The sequence below is a fragment of the Dactylosporangium sp. NPDC005555 genome, from assembly GCF_040605635.1.
GTDB lineage: Bacteria > Actinomycetota > Actinomycetes > Mycobacteriales > Micromonosporaceae > Dactylosporangium.
The window spans coordinates 54,950-68,682 of record NZ_JBEXDG010000039.1 but is presented as its reverse complement, the minus strand read 5'-3'; the positions used below and the strand labels follow the sequence as shown (position 1 = coordinate 68,682).

The following is a 13,733-nucleotide window of genomic DNA, read 5'->3' as shown; positions in this document are numbered from 1 at the left end:
CCGGGCTCACCTCATGACCGACCGAGTTCCTCGTGAATGAACGAGAAGAGCTCATCGTCCGTCGCCGCATCGAATTGCAGAGAGGTGGCCGATTCTGATTCTGCTGTGCGCGCCTTGTCGAGCTTCGAAAGCATCACATGCAGGCGGGTACGGACGGCAGCGTGCAGATCATCCTCTGGGGAAATCACCGAAATCAGGGCCTCGACCTTGTCGAGGTCCGCGAGGATCGGTAGCTGGGGGTTTTCCGGTGCCCCACCGGTCGCCTCGCCGAACAGGTGCGCGGCGAGCGCCGCCGGTGTCGGGTAGTCGAAGACGGCGGTGGCGGGCACCTTCAGCCCGGTCCGGGCGGCGAGGCCGTTGCGGAACTCGACGGCGGTCAGGGAGTCGAACCCGAGGTCCCGGAACGCCTGCTCGGGGGCGACGAGTTCGGCGCCGCTGTGCCCGAGGACGGCGGCTGCCTGCTGCCGCACGAGGTCGAGCATGCCGGCCAGGTCTTCGTGTCGCGTGGGTTCCTCGTGTACGGACGGTGCGTGGAGCCCGTCGATGAGCGGCGCGGGCCGCGTGGTCCTGAACGCGGGCCCGAACGAGTCCCAGTCGACGTCGGCGACGACGACCGTGGCGTGGCTGCCGGTCCGGCCGAGGGCGGTGACGGCGGTGGCCGGGTGCATCGGGCGGACGCCGCCGCGGCGGTGCCGGTCGCCGAGGTCCCCGGCCATGCCGTCACCCGCCCACGGCCCCCAGGCGACCGAGACCGCCGGGAGCCCTGCGGCGTGCCGCTGCTCGGCGATCGCGTCGAGCGCGGCGTTCGCGGCGGCGTAGTTGCCCTGCCCCGCCGACCCGACCGACCCCGCGAACGACGAGAACATGACGAACGCGTCCAGCGACACGTCCCGGGTCGCGGCGTCCAGGTGGCGGGCACCGTCGACCTTTGCCGCCGTGACCGCGGCGATCCGCTCCGGGGTCAGGCTGTCGATGACACCGTCGTCGACGACGCCCGCCGCGTGGACCACGGCTGTCGGCGCGAACCGCTGCACGAGGTCGGCCGCCACACCCGGCTGGGCGATGTCGGCGGCCACGACCTCGACGCCGGGGATGTCGAGCGACGCCGCACCGGGGGCGCCCGGGCCGCGCCGGCTGACCAGGACGATCCTGGACGCGCCTTCCGCGGCGAGCCACCGGGCGACGTGCACGCCGAGCGCGCCGGTGCCGCCGGTGACCAGGACCGTCCCCGACGGACGCCACCCTGGCGCCGCGGCGGCCTTTGCGAGACGCCGGCCGTAGGCCGTGCCGGACCGGACCCGGACCTGGTCCTCGGTGCCGCCCAGGAGGCCGGGGAGCAGCACCAGGTCGGTGTCGCTGATGTCGACGAGGCCACCCCACCGGGCGGGGTGTTCCAGGGCGACGATCCGGCCGAGACCCCACACGGCGCGCTGGGCCGGGTCGGTGACCGCATCGCGGGTCAGGCACCACAGGGGCGCGTCGACACCGGCGAGGGCCTGCACGATCGTGAGTGCCTCGGCGGCGTCGGCGGGTAGCGCGACGACGCCCTTGATCGGGCCGGTCCCGATGTACGTGCGAAGGTCCGCGGCGAGCACGTCGCGGTCGGCGGCGGTGGGCACGACGACCGCGCGCACGTCGGCGCCGGCGACCTTGAGGGCACCGGCGACGGCGGTGTCGTCGGTCGCCGCGAGGACCAGCCAGGTGCCGTCGAGCGTCGTCTCGTGGCGGGGCAGCGCGGTCCACGTGTCGTGGTACAGCCAGCCGTCCACGGCGGACTGCCGCCGCTGCCGCCACTGCGTCAGGGCCGGAACGACCTCGCCGAGGGCGCCGGCGTCGATGCCGAGCAGGTCGCCGAGGTCACCGGACTCGACGGCGGCCCAGAACTCGGTGTCCGGCTGCGTGACGGGGCGGGCTGTCGGCCAGAACCGCTGCCGCTGGAACGCGTACGTGGGCAGGTCCACCCGGCGCCCGCCTTCGAGGAGCCGGGCCCAGTCGGGAGACCAGCCGGTGACGTGCGCCTGCGCGACGGCGGCCATCAGGGTGCCCGGCTCGTCGCGGCCCTTCCGCATCGCGGGGACACCGTCGACCATCGCCGACAGCACCCCGTCGGGGCCGACCTCCAGGAACCGTGTGACGCCCTTCGCGGTCAATGACGAGGCCGCGTCGGCGAACCGGACCGTGCCCCGAACCTGCCGGACCCAGTACTCCGGATCCGTCACGTCACCGGTCGAGGTGGTGACGATCGGGATCGCCGGCGAGTTGAACGTCACCGTGCCCAGGACCTGCCGGAACGCGTCGAGCATCCCGTCCATCCGCGCCGAATGGAACGCGTGCGACACCCGCAGCCGCTTGGCCTTCTCGAACTGGGCGGCTGTCGCATCGACGGCGACCTCATCGCCTGAGACCACCACCGCGTCGGGACCGTTCACCGCAGCGATCTCAGCACCGTCGACCAGCACCGCACGCACGTCCGCCTCGGACGCCTGGACCGCGACCATCGCACCACCAGCCGGCAGCGCCTGCATCAACCGGCCGCGGGCCTCGACGACCCTGCACGCGTCCGCCAGGGACCAGACCCCGGCCACGTGCGCGGCGGCGAGCTCACCGATGGAGTGGCCGAGGAGGAAGTCGGGCTTGAGACCCCACGACTCCAGCAGCCGGTACACCGCCACCTCGACCGCGAACAGCGCCGGCTGCGTCCACCGCGTCTCGTCGAGTTCCGCGCCTTCCACGTCACGCAGGCCCTCGATGTGGGCGCAGACCTCGTCATACGCCGCCGCGAACACCGGGAACGCCGCGTGGAGGCCGCGTCCCATACCGGACCACTGCGCACCCTGACCGGTGAACAGCATCGCCGACCCGCCGTCCCGGACCCGGCCACGGACCGGGACGTCGCCGAGCAGCACCGCCCGGTACTCGAACGCCGACCGGCCCGTCGCCAAGGAGTAGCCGACGTCGACCGGATCGCCCGAGCCTCCCCGCAGCCGCGCCACCTGCGTGTCGAGGGCCTCCGGCGTCCGCGCCGACAGCGGCCACGGCACCACCGGCAACGCCACCCGCTCCCCCGTCACGACGTTCGCCGCGGGCGGTTCTTCGAGGATCACGTGCGCGTTGGTGCCGGAGATGCCGAATGACGACACACCGGCGCGGCGAGGGCGCTCGCCGGACGGCCACGGCCGCGGTTCGGTGAGGATCTCCACGGCGCCGCCGGTCCAGTCCACGTGGGACGAGGGTGCGGTGACGTGCAGCGTCCGGGGCAGGGTCTGGTGCCGCAGGGCGAGGACCATCTTCATGATGCCCGCGACGCCGGCGGCGGCCTGGGTGTGCCCGAGGTTCGACTTCACCGACCCCAGCCACAGCGGCGTCGCGCGGTCCTGGCCGTAGGTGGCCAGGAGCGCCTGCGCCTCGATCGGATCACCGAGGCTGGTGCCGGTGCCGTGCGCCTCGACGGCGTCCACATCGGACGGCTGGAGGTCGGCGGCGGCGAGCGCGGCCCGGATGACCCGCTGCTGCGACGGGCCGTTCGGGGCGGTGAGTCCGTTGGAGGCGCCGTCCTGGTTGACGGCGGACCCGCGGACGACGGCGAGGATCGGGTGACCGTTGGCGACGGCGTCGGAGAGCCGTTCGACGAGGAGCAGGCCGACGCCCTCGCCCCAGCCGGTGCCGTCCGCGTCGTCGGAGAACGCCTTGCAGTGCCCGTCGGCCGCGAGGCCGCGCTGCCGGGAGAACTCGACGAACGCGCCGGGCGTCGACATGACCGTGGCCCCACCGGCGAGGGCGAGGCCGCACTCGCCCCGCCGCAGCGCCTGCGCGGCCAGGTGCAGGGCGACCAGCGACGCCGAGCACGCCGTGTCGACGGTGACAGCGGGTCCTTCGAGGCCGAACGTGTACGACAGCCGCCCGGACGCGACGCTCGCCGCGTTGCCGGTGCCGAGGTAGCCCTCGACGTTCTCCTCGGCGGCGGCGAGGATCGTCGGGTAGTCCTGGCCGTTCGTGCCGATGAACACGCCTGTCGCGCTGCCGCGCAGCGTGGCGGGGTCGATCCCGGCCCGTTCGAACGTCTCCCACGCGGTCTCCAGCAGCAGCCGCTGCTGCGGGTCCATCGCCAGGGCCTCACGCGGGCTGATGCCGAAGAAGCCGGCGTCGAACCCCGCGACGTCCTGCAGGAACGCGCCGACCCGCGCGTATGAGGTCCCGGTCCGGTCGGGGTCGGGGTCGAAGAGGGAGCCGAGGTCCCAGCCACGGTCGGCGGGGAACTCACGGACACCGTCCCGGCCCTCGGCGAGGAGCGTCCACAGCGCCTCGACGGTGTCCGCGCCGGGGAATCGGCCCGCCATGGCGACGATCGCGACCGGCTCGTCGACCGGCACCGCAGCCGCATGAACCGCCTGGTCGGCGGTGGCACCGGTGAAGTGGGACAGCAGCAGGCCGGCGAGGGCTTCCGGGGTGGGGTGGTCGAAGACGACGGTGGTCGGCAGGGCGACGCCGGTGTCCGCGGTGAGCGCGTTGCGGAACTCGACGGCGGTGAGCGAGTCGAACCCGAGCTCCCGGAACGCCCGGTCGCGGCGGATCGCGGCGGTGCCGGTGTGGCCGAGGACGGTAGCGGCGTGACGGCGGACGACGTCGAGGAGGTGCCCGGCGAGCTCGTCGGCGGGCAGGTCCGCGAACCGCCGGCGCCGCACGGGCGCCGCCGCGGCCGGAGCCAGCCCGTCGAGGAGCGGCGCGGGCCGGCCGGCGGCGAACGCGGGCCCGAACGTGTCCCAGTCGATGTCGGCGACGGCGACGGTCGCGTCGCCGCCGACCTTCCCGAGGACGGTCACGGCCGCGGCCGGGCTCATGGGCCGGACGCCGCCGCGGCGGTGCCGGTCGCCGAGGTCGCCGGCCATGCCGTCGCCCGCCCAGGGACCCCACGCGATCGACACCGCGGGGAGACCGGCGGCGCGGCGCCGCTCGGCGATCGCGTCGAGGGCGGCGTTCGCGGCGGCGTAGTTGCCCTGCCCTGCCGACCCCACCGACCCGGCGAACGACGAGAACAGCACGAACGCGTCCAGGTCCAGGTCCCGGGTCGCGGCGTCGAGATGGCGGGCGCCGTCGACCTTCGCCGCCATCACCGCGGCGACCCGCTCGGGCGTGAGACCGTCGACGGTGCCGTCGTCCAGGACCCCGGCGGCGTGGATCACGGCGTTCGGTGCGTACCGGCCGATGAGGTCCGCCACGGCTGCGGCGTCGGCGATGTCGGCGGCCACGACCTCGGCACCGGGGATGTCCAGCGATGCCGCGCCGGGTGCGTCCGGGCCGCGCCGGCTGACCAGCACGATCCTGGACGCGCCTTCGGCGGCGAGCCACCGGGCGACGTGGATGCCGAGGGCGCCGGTGCCGCCGGTGACGAGCACCGTCCCGGTCGGACGCCAGCCCCGCGTGGCGACGGCCCGGGCGAGACGCCGGCCGTAGACCTTCCCGGACCGGATCCGGATCTGGTCCTCGGCCCCGCCGAAGACACCCGGCAGCAGCGCGACGCCCGTGTCGTCGACGTCGACGAGGCCGCCCCAGCGGTCGGGATGCTCCAGGGCGACGACCCGGCCGAGGCCCCACACGGCGCGCTGGGCCGGGTCGGTTGCCGCGTCGCGGGTCACGCACCACAGGGGCGCGGTGACGCCGGCGGCGCCGAGCGCCTGCACGAGCAGCAGCGTCCCGGTCACGTCGGGCAGCAGCGACACGACCCCGGCGAGGTCACCGCCCGCGGTTGCGACGTCGCCGGGCACCGTCAGGGTCCGAACGGTTGCCCCTGCTGCCGTCAGCGCCTCATGTACGTCGTCCGCCCCGCCGTCCGGGACGACCAGCAGCCAGGTGCCGGTGAGCTCCGTAGCCGCGGCGACGGGCAGCGGCTTCCAGGTCTCCCGGTACAGGCAGCCGTCCATCGTGGACTCCTGCCGGCTGCGGTGCCGCCAGGACGCGAGGGCGGGTGCGACGAAGTCGAGGGCGCCGTCGTCGAGGCCGAGCTGCGCGGTGAGCCCCGACAGGTCACCGGCCTCGACGGCGGTCCAGAACCGCGCGTCGGCCTCGGACTGGACGGGGGCGCCGGCGTCGAGCCAGTACCGCTGCCGCTGGAACGCATACGTGGGCACGTCTACGCGGTGCGCGCCCTTGAACAGCCGCGCCCAGTCCGGCGACCAGCCGACGACGTGCGCCTGCGCGACGGCGGTCATCAGGGTGCCCGGCTCGTCGCGACCCTTGCGCATCGCGGGGATCCCGTCGACCATCGCCGACAGCACCCCGTCCGGGCCGACCTCCAGGAACCGTGTGACGCCCTTCGCCTTGACGGTGTCGACCGCGTCGGCGAACCGGACCGTCCCGCGGACCTGCTGCACCCAGTACTCCGGGTCGGTGACGTCACCGGTCGAGGTGGTGACGACCGGGATCGCCGCCGGGCTGAACGTCACCGTGGACAGGACGTCGCGGAACGCGTCGAGCATCCCGTCCATCCGCGCCGAATGGAACGCGTGACTGACCCGCAGCCGCCGGGTCTTCTCGAACCGGGCGGCAACCGTGAGGACCGCTTCCTCGTCGCCGGAGACCACAACCGCATCCGGGCCGTTGACCGCAGCGATCTCCGCGCCGTCGACCAGCACCGCACGCACATCCGCCTCGGAAGCCTGGACCGCGACCATCGCACCGCCCCGGGGCAGCGCCTGCATCAGGCGACCCCGGGCCTCGACGACCTTGCACGCATCTTCCAGAGACCAGACCCCGGCGACGTGCGCGGCGGCAAGCTCACCGATCGAATGACCCAGCAGGAAGTCGGGCTTGAGACCCCACGACTCCAGCAGCCAGTACACCGCCACCTCAACCGCGAAGAGGGCAGGCTGCGTCCACTGCGTCTCGTCGAGGAGGTCACCCTCGATGTCCGCGAGACCATCGATGTGGGCGCAGACCTCGTCATACGCCGTCTTGTACACCGGGAACGCCTGGTAAAGGCCGCGGCCCATGCCGGACCACTGAGCGCCCTGACCGGTGAACAGCATCGCGGACATGCCCTCGCAGACCCGGCCACGGACCACTGCGTCGCCGACGAGCACCGCCCGGTGCTCGAACCCGGACCGGCCCGTCGCCAGTGAGTAGCCGACGTCGACGGGATCGCCTGAGCCTTCCCGCAGCCGCGCCACCAGCGCTTCAAGGGCCTCCGGGGTCCGGGCCGACAGCGGCAACGGGGCCACCGGCAACGCCACCCGCTCCCCCGCCACGACGTTCGCCGCGGGCGGTTCCTCGACGATCACGTGGGCGTTGGTGCCGGAGATCCCGAACGACGACACCCCGGCCCGGCGCGGGCGGTCGGTGGACGGCCACGGCCGAGCGTCGGTGAGGATCTCGACCGCCCCTGACGACCAGTCGACGTGCGACGACGGCTCGGTGACGTGCAGGGTCCGCGGCAGCTGCCCGTGCCGCATGGCGAGGACCATCTTGATGACCCCGGCGACGCCGGACGCGGCCTGGGTGTGGCCGAGGTTCGACTTCACCGACCCCAGCCACAGCGGCGCCCGCCGGTCCCGGCCGTACGCGGCGATGAGCGCCTGCGCCTCGATCGGGTCCCCCAGCGTCGTGCCCGTGCCGTGCGCCTCCACCGCGTCCACGTCGGACGGTGCCAGGTCCGCGGCCGCGAGCGCGGCCCGGATCACCCGCTGCTGCGCCGGACCGTTCGGGGCCGTCAGACCGCTGGACGCGCCGTCCTGGTTGACCGCCGAGCCGCGGACCACGGCGAGGACCGGGTGACCGTTCGCGACCGCGTCGGACAGCCGCTCCAGGAGCAGCAGGCCGACGCCCTCGCCCCAGCCGGTGCCGTCGGCGTCGTCGGAGAACGCCTTGCACCGGCCGTCGGGGGCGAGCCCACGTTGCCGGGAGAAGCCGACGAACGTGCCGGGCGTCGACATGACGGTGACACCGCCGGCGAGGGCGAGGCCGCACTCGCCGCGGCGCAGCGCCTGCGCGGCCAGGTGCAGCGCGACCAGCGACGACGAGCACGCGGTGTCGATCGTGACCGCCGGTCCTTCGAACCCGAACGTGTAGGCGACCCGGCCGGAGGCGACGCTCGGGGCGCTGCCGTTGCCGAGGTGCCCTTCGAGGCCGTCTGGGACCTCGTGGACGCGGGCGGCGTAGTCGCTGTACATGAGGCCGACGAACACGCCGGTCGGGGTGCCGCGCAGGGCGACCGGGTCGAGGCCGGCGCGCTCCAGCAGCTCCCACGACGATTCGAGCAGCAGCCGCTGCTGCGGGTCGGTGGCGAGGGCCTCGCGGGGTGACATGCCGAAGAAGTCGGCGTCGAACGCGGCGGCGTCGTAGAGGAAGCCGCCCTCGCGGGCGTAGCTGGTGCCGCGGTGGTCCGGGTCGGGGTGGTAGAGGCGGTCGACGGGCCAGCCGCGGTCGTCGGGGAACGGTCCGACGGCGTCGGTGCCGTCGGCGACGAGCCGCCACAGGTCCTCGGGGGTCTGGACGCCGCCCGGGTACCGGCAGCTCATGGCCACGATCGCGACGGGTTCGTCGGCGGGGACCGCGACGGCCGGCGCGGCGGCGGCGACGGTGCCCAGGTGCAGTTCGCCGAGGAGGTGCCTGGCCATGGCGAGGGGCGCCGGGTGGTCGAACAGGACGGTGGCGGGCAGCGTCAGCCCGGTCGCGGCGGCGAGCCGGTTGCGCAGTTCGAGGGCCATGAGGGAGTCGAACCCGGCGTCGAGGAACCCCCGGTGCGGGTCGACGTCGTCGCCGGTGGTGTGGCCGAGGACGGTGGCCGCTTCGAGGCGGACGAGGCGCAGCAGCGCCGGAATCCGGTCGTCGTCGGGCATGCGCGACAGCCGCCGCCGGAGGGAGTCGTCGTCGTGGGCCTCCCGCCGGGCGGTGGCGCCGGTGAGTCCGCTGAGGACGGCGGGCACGGTGGCGGCCCGCAGCGCGTCGGGCCGCAGCCGCGCCGGGACGGCGAGTCCCGCGGGGGCGGCACAGGCGGCGTCGAACAGCGCCAGGGCGTCCGCGACGGGCAGCGGCGCGACACCGTTGCGGGCGAGGCGCTGCCGGTCGGCGTCGTCGAGGTGGGCGGTGATACCGCTGGCGGTGTCCCACAGCCCCCACGCCAGGGACAGCGCCGGCAGTCCTTCGGCGCGGCGCTGGGCGGCGAGGGCATCCAGGACGCTGTTCGCGGCGGCGTACCCGGCCTGCGCGGCGCCGCCGACGATCCCGGCCAGCGACGAGTACAGCACGAACGCCGTCAGATCCAGGTCGCGCGTGAGTTCGTGCAGGTGCAGGGCGCCGTCCGCCTTCGGGCGGAGGATCGCGGCGACCCGCTCGGCGGTGAGGTCGGTGACGACGGCGTCGTCGGCGATCCCGGCGGTGTGCACGACCCCGGTCACCGGGTGTTCGGCGGGCACCGCAGCGAGGAGCGCGGCGACGGCGGCCCGGTCGGCGACGTCGCACGCGGCGACCGTGACGGTGGCACCGTGCCCGGCCAGCTCGTCGCGCAGCGCGGCGGCGCCGTCGGTGCCGAGACCGCGCCGCCCGATGAGGAGCAGGTGCCGGACCCCGTGGGCGGTGACGAGGTGCCGGGCGACGTGCGCCCCGAGCCCGCCGAGCCCACCGGTGACCAGCACGGTCCCGTCGCCGCCGAACGTCGCCGCCGGCGCCGCGTCGGCCGGGGCGGCGCCGGCACGGGCGAGCCTCGGGACGAGGACGGCGTCGCCGCGGACGACGGCCGCCGGTTCGTCGAGTGCGACGGCGGCGGCGAGCGCGACGCCCTGCTCGGCGACCTCGACGACCCCGAACGTGCCTGGGTGTTCCGCGTCGGCGGAGCGGATCAGACCGGCCACGGCTGCCGACGCGACCGCGTCCGGTCCCGAGGCGGGCACGACGAGCCGGAGCGTGGCCCCGGCGGGCGGGTCGGCGAGCCACCCCTGCACGAGCGCCAGCGCGGCGGCGGTCCGGCCGTGCACAGCGGCGGCAGCGTCGCCGCCGCCGTCGATCGTGGCGACCACCCGCCCGGGGGCGGTGCCGGCGGCGCGCAACGCGGCGAGGTCGTCGTACACGTCGGCGGCAGCGCCGGAGGCGGCGAGGGCGGCGGCGATCCCGAGCGGGTCTGGGCCGAGGACGGCGTAGCGGTGCCGGTGCCCGCCGGTGACCGTGGCCGGCACCAGGTCGAGCCGGAACAGGTCGGTGGTGCGGGTCGCGGCCAGCTGCCCGGCGGTCACCGGGCGCAGGTCGAGGGCCTCGATCGAGGCGACGGGACGGCCGGTCTGGTCGGCGACCTCGATGGCGGCGGTGGTGGCACCGGTCAGGGTGAGCCGTGCCCGGACGGTGACGGCGCCGCTGGTACGCAATGAGACGCCGCGGAACGCGAACGGCAGCTGCGTGCCGCCGCCGGCGCGCTCGGCGAGGCCGAGGGTGTGCAGGACGGCGTCGAGGAGCGCGGGATGGACGCCGAAGCGGGCGACGTCGTCGCGGGCCGTCTCGGCGAGGCTGACCTCGGCGAACAGGTCGCCGGCGCGGCGCCAGACGGCCCGCACGCCCTGGAACGCGGGACCGTAGCCGAGCCCGGCGTCGGCGAGGGTGTCGTACAGCCCGTCGGCGGGGACCGGGGTCGCGCCGGGCGGCGGCCACTCGGTCAGGTCGGCGGTGTCCCAGCGGTGCCCGGGTTGCAGGCGGCCGGTCGCATGCCGGGTCCAGTCGGCGCTCCCATCAGCGGTCCCGGCGGTCCCGGCGGTCCCGGCGGTGCGGGAGAACACGGCGACGGGGCGGCTGCCGGTGTCGTCGGGGGCGCCGACGGTGACCTGCAGGTGCACCGCGCCCGGGTCGGGCAGGGCGAGGGGCGTCTCGACGGCGAGTTCGCCGAGGTGCCCGCAGTCGAGCATCTCGCCGGCGCGGACGGCGAGGTCGACGAAGGCGGTGGCGGGCACGAGCGGGACGCCGTGGATGACGTGGTCGCGCAGCCACGGCTGGTCGCGCAGGGAGAGGCGGCTGGTGAAGACGAACCCGCCGCCGTCGGCGAGGCCGAGCGCGGCGCCGAGCAGCGGGTGGTCGACGGGCAGCAGCCCGACGGCGTCGGCGTCGGTGCGGGCGGCGGGGTCGTCGAGCCAGAACCGGTCCCGCCGGAACGCGTACGTGGGAAGGTCGACGAGGTCGCGGTCGCCGATGACGGTGCGCCAGTCGGGGGACCAGCCGGTGACGTGCATCCGCGCGACGGCGGTCATCAGGGTGAGGGCCTCGTCGCGGCCCTTCCGCATGGCCGGGACCCCGTCGACCAGCGCCGACAGCACCCCGTCGGGGCCGACCTCCAGGAACCTGGTCACGCCCTTCGCCTTCAGCGACCCGGCGGCGTCGGCGAACCGGACCGTGCCGCGGACCTGCTGGACCCAGTACTCCGGATCCGTCACGTCGCCGGCGGAGGTGACCGCGATCGGGATGGCCGGCGGGTTGAACGTCACCGTGCGCAGGACGTCGCGGAACGCGTCGAGCATCCCGTCCATCCGCGCCGAATGGAACGCATGCGACACCCGCAGCCGCTTGGTCTTCTCGAAATGGGCGGCGACCGCTTCGACCGCGGCCTCGTCGCCGGAGACGACGACCGCGTCCGGGCCGTTGACCGCCGCGATCTCGGCGCCGTCGACCAGCACCGCACGAACGTCGTCCTCGGCGGCCTGGATCGCGACCATCGCACCGCCGGCCGGCAGCGCCTGCATCAACCGGCCGCGGGCCTCGACCACCTTGCACGCATCGTCGAGGGACCAGACCCCGGCCACATGGGCCGCGGCGAGCTCGCCGATGGAGTGGCCGAGCAGGTGGTCCGGCTCGAGACCCCACGATTCGAGGAGGCGATACACCGCCACCTCGACCGCGAACAGGGCCGGCTGCGTCCACCGCGTCTCGTCGAGTTCCGCGCCCTCCACCTCGCGCAGACCCTCGATGTGCGCGCACACCTCGTCATACGCTTCCGCGAACACCGGGAAGGATGCGTAAAGACCGCGTCCCATGCCGGACCACTGGGCGCCCTGACCGGTGAACAGCATCGCGGACCGGCCTGGCGTCACGACACCGCGGACGACGTCGTCCGCGGTGAGGGCCGTCCGCAACGAGGACCGGTCGGTGCCGAGGACGACGGCGCGATGCTCGGTCGTGGTGCGTGCCGTCGCGAGCGTGAACGCGACGTCGGCCGGGTCGAGGTCCGGCGCGGCGTCGAGGGCGGCGGCGAGGTGGCGGGCCTGCGCGGGCACGGTCGCCGGGGTGCGCCCGGACAGCAGCCACGGCACGACCGGCGGCGACGACACAGACGCGGGCGCGTCGGCGGAGGACGGGTCGGGTAGCGGGGCCTGTTCGATGATGACGTGGGCGTTGGTGCCGGACACCCCGAACGACGACACCCCGGCCCGGCGCGGGCGCTCGACGGCCGGCCACGGCTGCGCCGACGTGAGCAGGCGGACGGTGCCGTCGCTCCAGTCGACGTGCGTCGACGGTTCGGTGACGTGCAGGGTCCGCGGCAGCTGCCCGTGCTGCATGGCGAGGACCATCTTGATGACCCCGGCGACGCCGGACGCGGCCTGGGTGTGGCCGAGGTTCGACTTCACCGACCCGAGCCACAGCGGCGTCTCCCGGTCCCGGCCGTACGCGCTGATCAGCGCCTGCGCCTCGATCGGGTCACCGAGCGTCGTCCCGGTGCCGTGCGCCTCGACGACGTCCACATCGGACGGCGCGAGGTCCGCGGAGGCGAGCGCCGCCCGGATGACCCGCTGCTGCGCCGGACCGTTCGGGGCCGTCAGACCGCTGGACGCGCCGTCCTGGTTGACGGCGGAGCCGCGCAGCAGGCCCAGGACGCGGTGGCCGTTGCGGCGGGCGTCGGAGAGCCGCTCGACGAGCAGCAGCCCGGCGCCCTCGCCCCAGCCGGTGCCGTTGGCGTCGTCGGAGAACGACTTGCAGCGGCCGTCGACGGACAGGCCGCGCTGCCGGCTGAAGCCGATGAACGTGTTCGGGGTCGACATGACGGTGACGCCGCCGGCGAGGGCGAGGCTGCACTCGCCGCGGCGCAGCGCCGTCGCCGCGAGGTGCAGCGCGACGAGCGACGACGAGCAGGCGGTGTCGACGGTGACCGCGGGTCCTTCGAGGCCGAACGTGTAGGCGATGCGGCCGGACGCGATGCTCGGCGAGCTGCCGTTGCCGACGTAGCCCTCCATGCCCTCGGGGATCTCGCGGAGCCGGGCGCCGTAGTCGTTGTACATGACGCCGACGAAGACGCCGGTGCGGCTGCCGCGCAGCGTGCCCGCGTCGAGGCCGGCGCGTTCGAACGCCTCCCACGCGGTCTCCAGCAGCAGCCGCTGCTGCGGGTCCATGCCGAGCGCCTCGCGGGGTGAGACGCCGAACGGGGCCGGGTCGAAGCGGTCCGCGTCGTAGAGGAAGCCTCCTTCGCTGCCGTACGACGTGCCGCGGTGGTCCGGGTCTGGATGGAACAGGTTGTCGAGGTCCCAGCCCCGGTTGCCGGGGAACGGCCCGATCGCGTCGCGGCCATCGGCGACGAGCTGCCACAGGTCCTCGGGGGTCTGGACGCCGCCCGGGTACCGGCAGCTCATCGCGACGATCGCGATCGGCTCCTGCTGCTGTTCCTCGACGTCCTTGAGCCGCTCCCGGGTCCGGTGCAGATCGACCGTCACGCGCCTGAGGTACTCGCGCAGCTTGTCTTCGTTCATCGATCGGGCCTTTCTGGGAACGGGAGGGCG

The 13,733-nt window shown here is 74.7% G+C and carries 1 protein-coding gene; it reads right to left on the bottom strand.

The window, feature by feature from the left end:
- Positions 1-11: 11 nt before the first annotated feature.
- Entirely contained in the window at positions 12-13,703 is a 13,692-nt protein-coding gene (locus tag ABZS58_RS34020; RefSeq protein WP_354787353.1) for a type I polyketide synthase, read from the bottom strand.
- Between the last annotated feature and the right edge of the window lie 30 nt (positions 13,704-13,733).